This is a genomic window from Polaribacter sp. 20A6, from assembly GCF_011378915.1.
GTDB lineage: Bacteria > Bacteroidota > Bacteroidia > Flavobacteriales > Flavobacteriaceae > Polaribacter > Polaribacter sejongensis.
In genome coordinates, this window is sequence record NZ_WTPZ01000002.1 from 45579 (window position 1) to 64182 (window position 18604).

The 18604-nt window shown below is 31.6% G+C and carries 9 protein-coding genes; all 9 read right to left on the reverse strand.

The window, feature by feature from the left end:
* Positions 1-2178, reverse strand: a complete 2178-nt coding sequence (locus GQS57_RS04060) for a glycosyl hydrolase (RefSeq protein WP_165731312.1) — start codon at positions 2176-2178, stop codon at positions 1-3.
* Positions 2179-2496: 318 nt separating this feature from the next.
* Positions 2497-4254 (reverse strand): T9SS type A sorting domain-containing protein, encoded by a 1758-nt coding sequence (locus GQS57_RS04065; RefSeq protein ID WP_165731313.1) that lies wholly within the window; start codon positions 4252-4254, stop codon positions 2497-2499.
* 230 nt (positions 4255-4484) lie between these two features.
* Positions 4485-6914, reverse strand: a complete 2430-nt coding sequence (locus GQS57_RS04070) for a T9SS type A sorting domain-containing protein (protein ID WP_165731314.1) — start codon at positions 6912-6914, stop codon at positions 4485-4487.
* 286 nt (positions 6915-7200) lie between these two features.
* The gene (locus GQS57_RS04075; protein ID WP_165731315.1) at positions 7201-9636 is read right to left on the reverse strand and encodes a T9SS type A sorting domain-containing protein; all 2436 of its coding nucleotides are present in this window, start codon (positions 9634-9636) and stop codon (positions 7201-7203) included.
* A 306-nt stretch (positions 9637-9942) separates the two neighbouring features.
* A complete protein-coding gene (locus tag GQS57_RS04080; RefSeq protein WP_165731316.1) occupies positions 9943-12363 on the reverse strand; it encodes a T9SS type A sorting domain-containing protein in 2421 nt (806 codons plus the stop codon).
* A 203-nt stretch (positions 12364-12566) separates the two neighbouring features.
* Positions 12567-14141, reverse strand: a complete 1575-nt coding sequence (locus tag GQS57_RS04085) for a T9SS type A sorting domain-containing protein (RefSeq protein WP_165731317.1) — start codon at positions 14139-14141, stop codon at positions 12567-12569.
* Between the two features lie 12 nt (positions 14142-14153).
* Positions 14154-15521, reverse strand: a complete 1368-nt coding sequence (locus GQS57_RS04090; RefSeq protein WP_165731318.1) for an alpha-L-fucosidase — start codon at positions 15519-15521, stop codon at positions 14154-14156.
* 418 nt (positions 15522-15939) lie between these two features.
* Positions 15940-16851 (reverse strand): DUF1735 domain-containing protein, encoded by a 912-nt coding sequence (locus GQS57_RS04095; protein WP_165731319.1) that lies wholly within the window; start codon positions 16849-16851, stop codon positions 15940-15942.
* Positions 16852-16871: 20 nt separating this feature from the next.
* Entirely contained in the window at positions 16872-18599 is a 1728-nt protein-coding gene (locus tag GQS57_RS04100; RefSeq protein WP_165731320.1) for a RagB/SusD family nutrient uptake outer membrane protein, read from the reverse strand.
* Positions 18600-18604 lie beyond the last annotated feature (5 nt).

Below are 18604 nucleotides of genomic sequence, written 5' to 3' on the forward strand. Positions count from 1 at the left end.
TTAGTTTTGACTAGAAATGATAATTTTTTTAGTCGTTTTTATATCACCAGATACAATTTGAACTAAATAAACACCACTGCTTAAATGAGAAACATCTACTTGATTAGCTCCATTTGATTTGGTTAAAACTTCTTTACCGTACACATTATATATCGTAACAATTGCATTTGTATATAAAGAAGGTTCTGTGTACTTAATAGTTAATAAACGACCTGTTACTGGGTTTGGATAAAGACCAACATTAGATTTCTCGAAATTGCTTACTGCTAAGTTTACCCCTTGCTCATATACTTCTTGAATGTATGAAGGTGCAGGAGATTCTAGATCTCTATAAAATTGTCCTGTAATATTTAGTTGACCATCCGTCATACCACCTATACCAGTAGCTTGCCCGAAGAAATAATACCAATTGTAACGCTCTATAAAGTCTGTCTCTTCTAGAGCTTCTGTTAAGCTTTTTATATTATTATACCCCTTTTCTTGGGTAATATTTGCAGATCCCATATTTGGGTTTCCATAGTTGTATTCTGTTACCCATATTGGAAGATTATATCTATCATGAAGCGCTTTAAATCGCTCTATAAAAGTAGATTTTGAACGACGAACATAATCATGTGCTGGAATAAAATCTACACGATAACCACGTACTACACAAGAATCCATAAATTCTTTAATCCAAGCATCATCATTAAATGAATCGTTATTTGCACTATATTGTATATTCTCTACACCTGGAGCACCAATTCTAAGACCAGAAGCCAATAGTTTTGGATAGGCTTCTAAAGCTTGTGCTACCGTTAAGTTAGATTGATCTGAGTTATCGGGTTCATTAAATGCCATGTGGTGATTTAAGGTCATATCTTTTCCAATCTCTTCCATCTTTTCTATATAGGCATTATTATTAGATTTAGTCCAAGACATTGGCACAAATTGCGTTCCTGAATTTTTATCAGATGCCGCTAAGGTCCAGTTATAATGCCAGGTCACATTATAGGTATCTGCAGTAGTCCATTTTGTATTTCCTAAACTTCCTTTTTTACCAACTGGAAACCAAGGGCTCACACGTATAAATGAAATTGATTTCTGTAGCGCTTCTGGTAAATTAATAGCTAAATCATTATCTTGTGCAACATATACTTTACTAACACCTAAACCATTAACGTCTTGTGCAAAAGTTGCCATATATCCTTTTTCTAATTTAAAAGATACCGCCCAATCTTCGTATACTCCTAGCCCTCCATTATAATACCCACAATAAATTTGGTGTTCTTCGCCTGAAAAACCATAACCTGAATACATTTTTAAAACAGGATCATTTACTTTTACAGCTTCAAAAGCTACTTTTGCAGCTTCTATATCTGCTATAGCCTGATCTATTGCTGCAACGTTAGCAGCACAATTTTCAAGTACTACTTTAGCATTGTTTATTGCTGCCTGAAATGTATCTATATCAGATTGTCTATATTGACCATACTTATCACCAACCTTTACAGAAGAAATTTGCGTTTCGGCAGAACCTACATTACTCATTAAGCTTAAACGGTTTTCTGCTGCGTTTAAAAAAGAAATATTATCGAAATAGAATTGTCCATTATTATTATACATATAAAATATCTGAATATCTATTTTGGCGATGTCTGTAGCTTCGTCTAAAAAAGGAGCATCCTCATAAACTAACTCACCTCCATTATAAAGATTTACTTTTTTTGTAGTAAAATCTATTTTAGCAGAAATATTGTAATCTGTATCCTTATTTAATGTTACTACCGGAGTTCCTTCTGCAAAACCACCAGGAACACCATCTTCTAAAGTAGTAGCAATTTTTATAGATGCTGTACCTTTACCTACTGAAAAACCCGTTAGGTATTTACCTGTAGATGAAACTAAATGCACCTGACCGTTTACCGAGTTACGAGAAGCATTTACCTCAAAAGAAAAAGTAGCATCATTTGTTATTGGAGTAAGTGTTCTAAACGCTCCTGGTAGTGCTGTACTATGCTCAAATTTTAGTTTACCATTTGCAACTGTTACGCTTCCTGTGGTACTGTATTCTGTCCATTCAGTTGGTAAAGCGCCTGCTGTATCAAAAGTGTCATTTAGTATACTTCCACAAGGGTCGGTTTGTGCAAAATAAGTCAGTGAAAAAAGTAGTAGAAAAAAAGTAATTTTTGTTTTCATAAGTTTACATTTTATAATGTTAATATGTTATTTTACTTCTCTATCGACTTCTTAAAAAACAGAAAAAATGCTGCTAACAATTTATCATCAATAGAAAAATATTGTTAATTGATTTCATCAAAACTATCAAAACTTTTCTGTTTATAATTCTCATATAAGAGATTAAAATGTAGCAAATAATTAAAAACAGCGTTACAAAAAGCCTATAAACCTGCTAAAAATGAGCTGGTTGTATATTTAGCAAGTATCAATATCAAAAAAAAACAGGCTATACAACCTGTTTTTTTTACTTACTTATAATTTTTTGAAAAACAAATACTAGTATTTTAATATTTTTTGAGTGATAGCATCCCCTTCAACAGATGTTGCAACAATAATAAATATCCCTTGAGGCAAACCAGAAAGACTTATTTGATTGTTTGGACTTTTTATTGTTTTAACCACGCTACCATTGATATTATAAATCAATAATTCTGCAATTTCTGTTTTAGTTTTTACCAATAATGCCTCTTTAGTTTTTACATAATAAAAATTATTAGAGGCATCACTTGTTATTGATTTAGTTGATAAACTTGCCAATGCTTCTTTAATTTTTTCTGCAGCCTGTATTCCCTGACGTTCACGACCTGCTAAATTAAAATGCACATCATTTGTGTTTTGTTCAGATAAGTTGTTTAATGTTGTTGTAAACTGGTCATCAATAAGAATTTCTGGGTAATTAGCCATTACAGATAAGGCAGCTGTATTGTATGTTACTTCATCACCACGTTTTCTACCACCTGCTCCTGATGGTACATAAGAAGTAGTTGCAAAAATAAGGTTATCTGCTGTGGGTTGTAATATTTTTACAATTGAATCCATATTAACAGCATACTCATCTACCGGAACAACTTGCGTTCCGTTTAAATTAAGATTATTATTAAGTAAGTATTTTAAATCATGAAGACCCCAGTTAAAATGTATTACATCCCAATGTGTATCTCCTAACCAAAGTTCTTGGTTTTCAAACATATCTAAAGTGCTTCCTCCATTATCAGGAATTCTGTACACATTGGCTACGCCTTCTAATTGTTCTCTAACAAAAGGTGTATATCCTATAGATACTGAATTCCCCATTAATAATACATTTGGTAATTCTGGATTGTTCTCCGGAAAATCAAAGGAAGCATGATTACTGTATCCATTTATTTCCATTACTAAATCCCAAACGTCTTCATTAAAATAAAGTTCGCTAATTTCAAAACCTTGTACAATATATTCTTGAATTTTACTTCTAATATTTCCATGGACATCTTTAACGGTTACTTTTATATAAACAACGCCAAAACCATCTTTATTGTAAATAAATGAAGTCTCATCAATTGGTGTAATGCTTCCTTTTCCATAAATAAGATTATACTCATAAGTAAAATCATCACCTTCAGCATCATAAGCATCTACTCGTCCTATAATTTGGTTAACTCCTTGTTCTCCTTCTCCTCCTTGTTGTTCTATTGCAATAGAAAATGAATTTATTTTAGGGGCACCAACAGCCTCATAATCTTTTACTTTAAGAGAGATATTATTATAGGTATAATCTGCCACCGTTGCACCCGTATTTAACCTAAGCTCATAAGTACCAGACTCTTGAATTGTAACATTTAATTGCTCGTTTTTCCAAGATGTTTTTAAATCCATCTCACTAATATCAATAGAAGTTTCCTCCCCTTCAGGAGAATCTATACGATGTAATACAGATTTTAATACAGATCCGGCTACTGTTGATTTACAGTAATATCTAACAGTACATATATCGCCTGCGTGTAATACAAATTTATTGTCACTTGTAATATAAACGGACTCCATTCCATTTGCAATAGATACAGAAACCTTCCCTCTAGGCATATCTACATTTTGCCAGTTAGGCTCTACAATACTTGCAAGAGTTGCTTCTGATTCTGAGTTAAGCCCTAAAGTCCAAGTCCCATCAATATTATCTTCAAATTGAATATTTTCTATTAGATTTGGATATTGTCCAAAGGCAAATTGTATATTTATTAGACAAAGAAGAAGAAGAATGTAATTTTGTTTTTTCATTTTGTTTCGTTTTATTTTTATTGAAGAAAAAATGTTGCTAATTGATTTCATCAAAATTATTAAAAGTATTCAGTTTATAATTCTCGAATTAGAGATGAAAATGTTGCAAACTAACCAAAATAAGATTGAGACATAGCAAAATGGCAATACAATTGAATTGGTTACGATTTGTGTTTTTACAAAAAAAGCACCTTAAAAAAGGTGCTCTATATTTAAAAAAAAACTTGAATTTATTTTTTAATTATTTTATGTGTTTCAGAAGTTGTGTCTCCGTCTAACTTTAATAGGTAAATCCCTGTTGATAAATTATGTAAAGTAACATCAACTTTATTCGTTGTCATTTTACCACTTCTCATTACCTGTCCATTCATATTATAAATAATGTATTGCTTAAACAAAGCATCTGGATCTGAAATTGTTAATTTATCTGAAGCTGGATTTGGGTATATATTTAACCTGTTAACAATAACATTTTCTGTAGACAATGCAGCGTCTAAATCTATCTCAAAACTAGTAAGACTTAATGGAGCAATATCTACATTAAATTGATTATCTGCATTTGCAACAACATCTTTTTCATCACCGGTAATTACTGCTGCTTCGTGCCAATTTGTTTGTTTAACAGTCATGCCTTGTTTCAACCCGAAATTATTGATGTTTATAGAAAAATCTGAATAAGCAGTTTCACTAGAATTAATTAGCCACAAGGTTAATTTATTGCCTTTAATAAACGCCATAGAATTTACATCACCAAAGTTATTAAGCGTTTGCTTCACATACGTAGCGTCATGTACACTTTCTGCAAATTTTTTCATGATATAATACGATCTCATACGTCTTCCGTCTATAGACGATGTAAAAACAATTGGTCTGGCATAGTATTTATTAAGGTTGTTATTTTTCATAAAAACTTCAAAAAACAATTCTCCTTGTATACCACCTGAATAACTATTACACTTGTCTTTATACCAAGAAAGCGCTTTTGTAATTGGCACTTCTGCTTCTGTAGTTTGGCCACCACCACCATGAGAACTCTCATCGTTAATTCCCATTTTGCCAACACCGTTTAAAGCATTTCCATATTGAGCCCAAGTATTATTTCCTCCATATTTATGTGCAGAATAAGCATGTACATATTGGTCTACATTATTAGAAACATACGTATTAATGGTTTTAATACCTCCTGTTAAAGACCATGCTCCAGAATCAATTATTAATGGCATCTCAATATTTCTAGCAGCTAAATTGCTTATTAAACTTTCAATAGCTGTTTTAGCTCTAGAAGCTGTCATTACACCTGTCCACTCTTTAGAAGTTGATAAATATGTAATTGGCACACCATTATTGCTCATATACTCTACATAATCGGCTAAAAATCTTCCGTACTTAACACCATCATACGCTTTTGAGCCAGACTCATTACCTCCTGTATTATCATAATCATAAATAAATGTTGGTAAATTATTTCTGTTTCCTTGGCTATACCCATGATAATCTGATTTCATGGTAGCAAAAAACTTTATTTCAGGATTTACTTCTAAAATCATTTTCATACTTTTTACTTGCTCTCCATAAGCACCAAACATATCTACATTTCCTTCCGTCATTTCTTGAGTTTTATCATACTTCACTCTAAATGTATTAAACGGAATATCTTTTATTAGCCAATCTACTATTTCTTCTTTATTTGGAGCATCTTGTAAGGCAGCAGCATTACGTTCCATATCTGCACCTATCATTAGAATTTCTTGTTTGGTATCTTGTGCATTAATACTTACAGATTGCACAAACGGGTTACTAGAAGCTTCAAAATTTGAAATTGCTGTTTGTAAGTCTGCGGTTGCCTGGTTTATTTCTGATTCACTTGCAGCACAATTATTTTCTATTACAACTGCTGCCTCTATAGTCGTTGAAAATACATCATAATCATTTTGTGAATACTCTCCACCAGCACTACCAATTACGGCAGAATTTAATAAATTCTGAGCATTGATTACTGCATTAGATAAGGATAAACGGTTTTCATCTGTTGTAGATAAAGTAATATTATCAAAATTAAAATTACCGTTATTGTTATACATAAACAAAGACTGGATATCTAATTTAGATACATTCGTTGCAGTTTCTAAAAACGCTACATCTGCCGCCATTAATACACCATTTGCATAGTAATCTATTGTTTTGGAAGTAAAATTAATATTAGCAGTAATTACATAAATAGTATTTGTTTGTAAAGTAACCTTTGAAGCTCCATCTGTAAAACCACTAGGAACACCACCTGCAGAAATGCTTGTTGCATATTTTATACTAGATGACTTAGAACCAATATCTATGGTAGATACATACTTACCAGTAGATGAAAGTAATGTTACCTGACAACTTGAATAAGAACGAGAGGCAGAAACATCAAAAGAAAAAGTTACATTGTTTGAAATAACTGAAAATGTTCTATACGCAGAAGGCATTGTTTGACTATGATTGAATTTTAACTCTCCAGAAACAACAGTTACATCTCCAGAAGTATTGTATTCTGTCCATTCGGTTGGTAAAGCTCCTGTACCATCAAACGTATCATTTACTGCACTATCACAAGTATTAGATTGCGCAAAATGAGTTAGTGTAAAAAGAAGGAAAAAGAGAAAAGTAATTTTTGCTTTCATATTTTGAATATTAGTGAGTTATATTTTCAAAATTAATTAAAATCTAAGCTTTACAATTATCACATGGGAGGCACAAATGTTGCAAGTAGTACTAAAAGAGGGAAATATTCTCAATTTTAATAAAAATATCTCTTTCTCTATTTCAAAAAAAGAGGTTGTCTAAAAAGGAAGTTATTTGTCAATCTGAATTTATTTCAGATTCTTATGAAGATTGAACTCCAGTAAGTTCAGTATGACAAGATTAAAACCTTTTTAGACAGCCTCCAATATTCTATAAGAATGGATGTTACTTTTTAATTATCTTATGTGTTTCAGAAGTTTTTATGCCTTCTAATTTTAGAAAATAAATTCCTTTAGAAAGTTTACTGGTATTTATTTCAACTTTTTCTGATGAAATTTCACCGCTTTTAATTACCTGTCCATTTATATTATAAACTGTAAATTGGTTAAATACAGCATCTGGATCTGAAACCATTAATTTATCTGCAACTGGATTTGGATATATATTTACATTGCTAATCTGATGATTTTCTGTAGATAACGCCGCTTTTGGGTCTATCATAAAACAACTAATACTAAGCGGTGCTATATTTGCTTTAAATTGATTGTCTGAATTTGCTTCTATACTATTTTCATTACCTGTAATTAATGCTGTATCATCCCAATAAATTTGTTGAATATTCATACCTGCTTTCAACCCCAAATTATTGATGTTTATTGAAAAATCTGAATATGCAGTTTCACTGGAATTCACTATCCAAAACACCATTTTATCATCTTTAAGAAATGCCATGGAAACAACATCTTCAAAATTATTAAGGGTTTGACTTACATACGTTGCATCAACTGCATTTTCTGCAAATTTTTTCATGATGTAATACGATCTCATTCGTCTACCGTTTTGAGACGCCGTATAAACAATTGGTCTGGCAAAATACTTATTAAAATTATTGGCTTTTACACTTAAATCAAAAAAACATTCTCCTTGAATTCCGCCTGCATACATATTAGCACGATCTGTATATTGAAACAATACTTTTGTAATTGGCACTTCTGCTTCTGTGGTTTGTCCGCCACCTCCATGGGAAGATTCATCATCAAAAGAAAGCTTCCCAGCACTTTTTACGGCATCACCAAAATCGGTCCATGTTGTAGTATCTCCTCCGTTATAATTATGGCTACTATAACCGTACACATATTTATTAACATCCTTAGCAACATAAGCATTAACGGTACTAACTCCTTTACTTAAAGACCATGAGCCTGGGTCTATTATCAAAGGCATAGCAACACCTCTTTCAGCTAAAGTGCTAATTAAAGTTTCTATAGTAGTTTTTGCAATTTCTGCGGTTACTACAGACCATTCTTTAGAAGTTGCCAAATAAGTTATAGGCACTCCATTATCACTCATATATGCTACATAATCTGCTAAAAAGAGTCCGTATTTAACGGCATCAAAATATTTTGTTCCTAAAAAACTATCTGTAGCACTAACGTATTCATAATCATAAATAAAAGTTGGTAAATTGTTTTTATTCCCTTGTCCGTAACCATGATAATCAGATCTCATGTGAGCAAAAAACTTAAGCTCTGGATTTACTTTTAACATCATTTTCATGGTTAAAATCATATCGCCATAAACGCTGTCTAATTTTTTATTTCCTTCAACCAATTCTTGTGTTTTATCATACTTAACTCTGTACGTATTAAAAGGAATGTCTTTAATTAACCAATCTACTATTTCTTCTTTATTTGGGGCTTCTTGAATGTTATGTGCATTACGAACCATATCTCCACCCATCATTAATACTTTTTGCTTGGTATCTAATGCGTTTATACTAACAGATTGTACAAACGGAACACTAGAAGCTTCAAAATTTGTAAGTGCTGTGTTTAAATCTTCAAGTGACTTACTTAATTCTGATTGATTAGCAGCACAGTTATTTTCTACCTCAACAGCTGTGTTTATAGCAGTCTGAAATATATCATAATCACTTTGAGCATATTCTCCTCCTTCAGTACCAATTACGGCAGCATTAAGAATAGATTCCGAATTTCTTACTGCATTTGAAAGTAATAATCGGCCTTCATTACTGATAGAAACTGTAATATTATCAAAATTGAAATTACCATTATTGTTATACATAAATAATGATTGAATATCTACTTTAGTTACATCATTAGCCGTTTCTAAAAACGGAACATCTAACATTATTAATGCACCGTCCGCATAATAATCTACTGTTTGTGTGGTAAAGTTTACGCTGGCAGAAAGTGTATAAATAGTATTTTTAATTAAAGTTATTTTGGATGAACCATCAGAAAAACTACTAGGAACACCTTCTGACATGGTAGTTGCAAATTTTATACTTGATGATTTAGCGCCAACATCTATTGTTGACAAATACTTACCTGTAGCAGAAATTAAATTTACATGACAACGAGAATAGGTTTTACTTGCCGATACATCAAAAGAGAAAATTACATTTTCTGAAACAGCTGTAAAAGTTCTATAGGCAGCTGGTAGTGTTGCATTAAAATCAAACTTTAATTGCCCCGAATCTACAGTTACATTGCCAGTAGTATTGTACTCTGTCCATTCTGTAGGTATAGCTCCGGCTTCATCAAACATATCATTAACAACACTGTTACAAGTATTGGATTGCCCAAATTGAGTAAGTGTAAAAACCAGAAAAAAGAGAAAAGTAATTTTTGTTTTCATTTTTTAGTATTAGTTGGAGGTTATATCTTCAAAGTTATTTTAATTATTAGTTTTAAAGTTATCTTTTAAGAGATGTAAATGTTGCAAGTAGTGCTAAAAGAGGGAAGTATTCTCAATTTTAATAAAAATATCTCTTTCTCTATTCCAAAAAAAGAAGTTGTCTAAAAAGGAAGATATTTGTCAATCTTAATTTATTTCAGATTCTTATGAAGATTAAACTCCAGTAAGTTGAGATACTGAAACAAGTTCAGTATGACAAGATGTAAACCTTTATAGACAGCCTCCAATATTCTATAAGAGTGGATGTTACTTTTTAATAATTTTGTGTGTTTCAGAAGTACGATCTCCATCTAATTTTAAAAGGTAAATTCCTGTTGAAAAATTAGCTAGATTAACCTCACTTTCTTTGGTATTTATTTTACTACTACTCATTACCTGTCCGTTAAGATTGTAAATTGTATACTGTTTAAATACAGCATTTGGGTCTGAAATCATTAATTTATCTGCAACAGGGTTTGGATAAATATTTACATTGCTAATTTGATGGTTATCTAAAGACAGTTCTGAATTTATATCGATAACAAAACAACTAATACTACGAGGTGCTATATTTGCTTTAAACTGGTTATTTGCATTCGAGGTAATATTAATCTCAGCTCCTTCAATTGCTGTAGCATCGTCCCAATAAACTTGCTGAATAATCATTCCTTCTTTTAACCCTAAATTACTAACGTTTATTGAAAAACCAGCATAATCTGATTCGCTAGAATTTACAATCCACAGTGCCATTTTATTGTCTTTAACAAAAGCCATAGAAGACACATCTTCGAATTTATTAAGTGCTTGATTTACATAGTTAGCATCAACAGCATTTTCTGCAAATTTTTTAAAGATAAAATAAGATCTCATACGTCTACTTTCTGTTGCTGTAAAAACTACTGGCCTTGAGTAATACTGATTAAAGTTGGTGTTTTTCATCCAAACTTCAAAAAGCATTTCACCATTAAGACCACTTGCATAGCCATCACATTTGTCTGCATACTTATCTAAAGTACCAGCTATTGGCACCTCCCATTCTGTAATTTGACCACCTGCACCGTGAGATGCTTCATCATTAAAAAACATTTTTCCTGTTTTTTTTACGGCATTGCCATATTGAGACCATGTATTATTTCCTCCATATTTATGTGCTGAATAGGCATAAGCATATTGATCTACATTATTAGAAATATATGTATTAACTGTTTGAATACCTTGATTTAGTGACCAAGCACCAGAATCTACAATCAATGGCATAGCAATACCTCTAGCAGCCAAATTACTAATTAAAGATTCAATTGCCATTTTAGCTCTAGCTGCCGTCATTACTTGTGTCCATTCTTTAGAGGTTGATAAATAGCTTATCGGTACTTCATTATCACTCATATACTCTATATAATCTGCTAAAAAACGACCATATTTAACCCCATCAAATGATTTTGTTCCTGTAGTAACTCCTTCTGTAACATCATAATCATAAATAAATGTTGGTAAATTATTTCTGTTTCCTTGGCTATACCCATTATAATCTGATTTCATGGTAGCAAAAAATTTAATATTAGGATTTGTTTTAAGTATCAGTTTCATACTCATAACTTGTTCTGCATAAGTACCATCCATATCAACAACACCCTCAGTCATTTCTTGTTTTTTATCATATTTAACTCTAAAAGTATTTAATGGAATATCCTTAAAATACCAGTCTACTATTTCTTGTGGATCGGGAGCATCTAATAAGGCAGGAGCATTACGCTCCATATCTCCACCCATCATTACAATTTTTTGTTCAATGTCTAAAGCATCAATATCTATTGTTCCGTCAAATGGAACAGCAGAAGCTTTAAAATTTACCATTGCACCTTTTAAATTTTCAAGAGCTTGGTTTACTTCAGATTGACTAGCAGAACAGTTTTGCTCTACCGAAATTGCGGTATTTATAGCTGTTTTAAAAACATCATAATCATTCTGTGAATATTCTCTACTGTTGGTACCAATAACAGCAGTATCTAGCATAGCATTCGCTATAATTATTTCTTCTGACAATAATTGATGAGCTTCACTTGTAAAAAAAGTAATATTATCGAAATAGAATTGTCCAGTATTAGAATACATATACAATAATTGAATATCTAATTTGGCAATATCTTCTGCCGCTTCTAAGAAAGGAGCACCTTCATAAACCAATGCGCCATCATTATAAAAATTTACTTTTTGTGTTGTAAAATCTATTTTAGTTGAAATCTTGTAATCTGTATCCTTAATTAAAGTTACTTGTGGTGTTCCTTCTACAAAACCTCCTGGAACTCCATTTTCCATTGCTGTTGCAATTTTTATGGATGCTGTCCCTTTACCAACTGAAATAGTTGTTAGGTGTTTTCCTGTTGAAGACACCAAGTGAATCTGACAATTTACAGAGTTACGAGAAGCATTTACTTCAAAAGAAAAATTAGCATTACTTGTTATTGGAGTAATAGTTCTGTAAGCAGCAGGTTTTTGATTACTATGCTCAAACTTTAACTTACCATCCGTAACAGTAACACTGCCAGATGTATTGTATTCTGTCCATTCAGAAGGCAAAGCTCCTGTTCCAATAAACGTATCATTAACAACAGTACCACAAGGATTGGTTTGTGCAAAGTAGGTTAACGTAAAAAGAAGAAAAAAGATAAAAGTAATTTTTGTTTTCATTTTTTTAGTATTAGAGATACATTTAAAACTACAATAACTATTCACTTTATAAATATCATTTAGGAGGTGAAATTGTTGCAATTACTACTATCATTATAATAAAAAATCGAAATATTTATAAAAAAGTACCTCTCACTTTATATCACAAAAAAGCAGCATCTAAATTAATTTTAGATGCTGCTATATTTATTTAAATAAGTAACTTATTTTTTAACTATTTTATGTGTTTCAGAAGATTTTACTCCTTCTAATTTTATAAAATAAATTCCTTTAGAAAATTTAACTGTATTAATTTCAACTTTTTCCGAAGAAATTTTACCACTTTTAATTACCTGTCCATTTATATTATAAACTGTAAATTGATTAAATACAGCATCTGGATCTGAAACAACTAATTTATCTGCAACTGGATTTGGATAAATATTTACGTTGCTAATTAGATGGTTTTCTGTAGACAAAGGTGCGTCCGGTGCAAAAACTTGTACCTCAGCCAAAGTTAATGCCTGTGTAATATTTAATTGAACCTTTACAATCTGTCCTAGAGCACCACCTGCATCAAATGTAATTGAAGGATTTGGATGTGTTGTATATGTTTGGGAAATCTGTGATACTCCTGCACTATTAAGAACAGATACTGTAAAGTTAGACATTCTATCAGCACAACATGCATCTGTTCTGTTAAACACTTTAATTTCACCAATTTTTTGTTCTGTACCCAAATCTACTTGCCACCAAGGGTTTTCTTCATTATTTGTAACTGTTACAGAACCACTACCATAATTACCGTTTGTATCGCCATCTATTGCCAAGGAAGCTGGTTTGTTAAACTGTGGATTTGTAGAAGATTGTGTAGCTGTACCCGTAAGCGCAATATTTTCTGGTATTGCTTCTGGCTTTAAATACAATGCCATCAAAGTTTCTCCACTAGATTTTACAGAACCATCGGTTAAATTAATGCTATTCCATAAATTGTACATTACCAAACCATCTACTTTATATTCTAATGCTTTTTCTAAACGAGTACCGTTTCCTTTAGCATCGTTATGGTTTACTTCAGAATCCCAAACTGGCAATCCTTTTGCTTTTGCTAAATTGATAAATGTTGGCCAAGAAGAATGATTAAAACCTAAATTATGCGTTGCTGCAACTGTTATATAATCTTCTATATTGGTATTGTTCATAACATCTATACTTGCAGGAATTCCCCAAGCACAAGAACCTATTAGTTCTGCTCCGTTTACATTATTGTAAAGAGAAGAATAAATAGTATTCATTTGACTAGGAGTCCAAGGGTTATTAGTTCTTCCATCCTCATTAAAAGCATTAATCCATTTACATTTATACTCTGCAGCGAAGTCTTTTATTCTTTCAATTAAAATATTAGTTGCATTTGCATCATTTTTAACATCACATAAACTTTCTGTAGTATTTAAAACACCACAGGCTATTCTATGACCTCCACTAGATTGTGCAGGATTTGCAAAAATTGGAAAACCTGCTTCTACAGCAATTGTATAGAAATAATCGAACATTTCTTTGTTAGGGTTCAATCCTTCGGCATAAATAGGAATACGAATCCCATTAACTTTAAGATTGATAAAACCTTGTAATAAATTATCTGCTTGTTCTTTTGTTTTAATTTTATCTTGAATAAATGCTTGTTTAGCATCTCCTAGAACATAATCCATATCATTTGTGTAGATTTCAGATGTATGGTTTTGTCCGTTGATATTCACACAACAAACCAGCACTAAAATTGTAAAAATTGCTTTTTTCATTATTTTATATTTTTAATTTAAAATGATTTCAATTACCGGAATCTCAACATTTGGTTTAGTAACAGGAAGTCTTAAGTTTACATCTTGCGCTGCCAAGTCTTTTTTCCCCCAAGCTCCATGAGGATTTTTAATTTGAATTTCTGACATATCATGCAAGAACTGAACGTACTTTATTTTTCCTTTCATCCCTTTTAAGGTAAAGTTTTGTAATGGATAATCTATTAAATGAATATAAAGTCTATTCGTAGTTGGGTTATAGGTTAAAATAGAGTTTTCTGGGGTTTCAAATTCTTCTGGGGCTTGTGTACATCCGTAAATTGCACGTCCATTATATTTCATCCAATCTCCCATTTTTAATAAGGCACCCTCCGCTCGATAATCTATTTCTCCTCTTCCTGTTGGACCAACATTTAACAACACATTACCTCCTTTACTCACAGACTCAATTAATAATACTAATAGTTGCTTATTATCTTTCCATGTAAGTTCATCTCTATAATATCCCCAAGAACCACTAAATGTTTGGCAGGTTTCCCAAGGAATTTTTTTACCTTCATACGTTGGCCATTCGGTTACCTTAAATTGTTCTGGTGTTGTAAAATCCCATCCACCAGCATAATCTTGTATGTCTAATCTATCATTTACAATAATACCTGGTTGTAGTTTTCTAATTAGTTTCATTAATTCTACAGAACCCCAATCGTCCTTATTTTTTCCGTGCTTTCCAGGAATTGAATAATCTAACCAAAGCATATCTACTTGTCCGTAATTGGTTAAAATTTCTGTAACTTGATTTTTTAGGTATTCGCGATAAACACCCATATCACGATTTTTATTGATAGTTTTATACTCTTTCTCGTTTTTTGGTGCTAATGGATGTATTCTATCAATAGTGTAATCTGGATGTTTCCAGTCGATAATTGAATAGTAAAAACCAATTTTTATTCCTTCAGCTCTAAAAGCATCTACAAATTCCCTTATGGCATCTTTACCATACGGGGTATTTGTTACTTTATATTCCGTGTATTTAGAATCGAATAACGTAAACCCGTCATGATGCTTTGTGGTAATTACAGCATATTTCATTCCTGCTGCTTTTGCTAATTTTGCCCATTCTTGCGGGTTGTATAAATCAGGATTAAAATTATCTATGTATTTCTGGTAGTCTTCATCAGAAATTTTTTCACGCGTTTTTACCCATTCATGTCTAGCTGCAAGAGAATAAGCTCCCCAATGGATAAACATTCCAAAACGATCGTTGGTCCACCAAGCTAATCTTTCTGTTTTTTCTTGCTCGGTTTCATCCCATATTTTCTTTTGTTGCCCGTTAGACATTAAATAGGTAAGGCAAAATAAGGTGGTTAGAATAATTTTTTTCATGTGATATAATTTAATTGAATATTACAAAGCTAAATCATTTTTAAATTTTCATTTTCCAACTTAAGGGGTACAAATGTTACATAAAGAAGCCTTTTGCATTCGAAAAACTCCAAAGTGTAAAAAATAAATGATACTTATAACGAAACATTAATACCTATAAATACAACTTAGCGCATTGACAACACCTATAATTTTTGAATCATTTTATACAACAATTCTATTTGATAAACTTTATTTCTCTTAGAATTACATAAAACCATAAACAACTGATAACATATACATTAAACCAACTTCATCTTAATTGCACTTAGGTAATTCGTTTTAAATTTCTTTTTTATTAAAACTATTTTGCACAAAAAAAAGGCCAATATACATACTGGCCTTTTTTGTTATTATAATCAATTGAAACTTAAATATATTAAATTTCTGTTTGATTTACACCATCTACAATTCTGTTTCTAAACTCTAAAACATCCGAAGCTTTATAATTTGCACCATTATAATCAAAAGAATAATTAAGTGTTATTTCTCTTGTGTCTGGATTGTAAATAGAACCTCCATCATCTATAATAGCAACAGAACCCGCAATACTTTCTAAAGTAATTGTGTTATCATCTGCTAATATAACGTGCATTTTTTGTGTTCCTCCTCTAAACTCTGCAAGCCCGTTATAAACAAATGTTTTAGGTGCTGCCATAGTTAATTCTATTTCATCTGTTATAACGCCAGAATATGTTACTGTTTCTACACTTGTTCCATCGTCTTTTACATAGCTACCTTGTTGAATGTATTTACCGTACAATTGGTTTATATAAGTAAATGTTATCATGGTAGATTTTAAATTAGATAAAATAGAATCTGCTTTTACAACATTGTCTAATTGAAAACCTAAAGCATATTTATTACCTAAAGACCCCGTGTCTCCAAGAAAATTAATAGAATCTGCTTTTACATATACAAAACCTTGAACACTACCTGCTGGTATTGTAATTTTGTTATTTGCTGGGTTTCCATCTGCATCCACTAGTTGATAATGCGTACTTGGTAAAACTGTTAAACCAGCATCATTTACTAAATCGTCTTGTAAAGAAAATGTAATTTCTACATCTTCATTATTCTCTAATCTACCACCTAAAACAGCCCCTACACCTATGCGCATTCCTTCGCCCATAATAAAGGTTCTGTCTATTTGTTGATAAGGTAAATAAACAGATGTATATTCAAATTCATTTTCTACAAAATCGTCGTAGGCACAAGATGAAAAACCTAATCCTGCAATTATTACCAACATTAAGAATTGGGTAACAGTTGTTAACTTGCTTTTATTCATAATCTTTGTTTTTAAATTTTTTACCATCCCTGGTTTTGTTTTAAGTTAGAGTTTAATAATAACTCTGAATAAGGCAAAGGTAAGTAGTAATTTTTAGCTTCGTACGCTCTTTCCTCTACCATTTTGTTTTGGTACGTAAATGTATCATCTGCATTTTTTGTAATACTTACACCTTCTACATTTTCTATGTTTACAATATCTTTCCATCTTCTTAAATCATGGAATCTCTCTGCTGTAAAACAAAGCTCTATACGTCTTTCGTTTTTAACTAATTTTCTAAAGTCATCACTATTTGCTGCAGTAATATCTAAATAAGGATCCGTATTAAAACCTGCTCTTTTTCTTACTTTTGCTAAAACATCTTTAGCAGAGAAATTAAAACCTGCTGGTACTGCATTTGGCTGACCAAAAGCTTCATTTGCTGCTTCTGCATAAGATAAATAGATATCTGTAAGCCCTAGTTGAACATAAATTTTAGGAAGATTTGTTGTAGCATCTATAGAAGATGGATCGAAATCTAAATTACTTAAAAACTTTTTTAAATAAAACCCTGTTTTAGTTCCTTCATTAGGGATAAAACCACCAAAGTTATCTAAACCACCTTCATACGTTTCTAAAGGACTATAATCTGAACATGTTTCAGACTCAAAACATTGGTCTCCGTTATAAAATATAAACTTATAAAATCTTTTATCTCTAGAAGCATACGGTGTTGCAGCATTAAAAGTACTTGCTGCATCTGTAATTGGATATCCGTTTGCATCTGGAAAAGCTGCTATTAAATTTTGTGAAGGATTTACCTCTCCTTGACCGTATAAAGTTGGAGGATATAAACGATTTTCTAAACTATTATTTTTTTCACCAGTACGCAACCTCCAAATATGATCTGGATTATTTACGTTACTAAAATTATAAGCCTTTAAATCTTTTAAACCACCGTTTTTAACAATTACTTCTTGTGCATACGTTGCTGCTAACTCCCATTTTGTTAGATCGTTAGTTAGATTAAAAGCAGGACTTGCCGCCATTAATGCTACTTTAGCCTTTAATGCATACGCTGCTAAACCACTTGCTCTACCAGTTTCTGTTGCGGTTAATCCAAGATCACTACCTTTATAAGTAAGAGGCAGATATTCTATAGCAACATCTAAATCTTTTATAATTTGAGCTACACATTCATCATAAGTATTTCTTTTTAAAGTAGCATATGCTTCATTTTCTAAAATGCCGTTTACAATAGGAAAACCTAACATCTGTCCGTCTGTAGCAAGACCTCCAAAAGTTTTAAGTAAATCCCATTCTGCCCAAGCTTTTAAAAAGTGCGCTTCTCCGTAATACCTTCTAATTACATTCTCGTTTCTAACTTCATCTCCTTCTTCTGCAAACACTGGAAGACCAATATCGTGTACCAATGTTATATATTGGTATACTTGTCTGATGTTATTGTAAGACTGTTGCCATACATAATTATAAGGGTTACTTGTTGGCCCCCAATAACCAGTTGCTAAATTTGTTTCACCAGAATTTAATACTCCATTATCTGTTAAATATTCTACAGAAAAATCTTCAAAATATTTAAATGCATAATCTGTATAAATATCTTCTACTAAACCACGAGAATTTAATCTCATATCTATAACTTCCTCTTCACTTGTATATTGAATTGGATCATCTAAAAAATCACTACATCCAAACACAGAAAGCGACAAGGCTAAAATTACTAATATTTTATTATTATTTAATTTCATGTTTT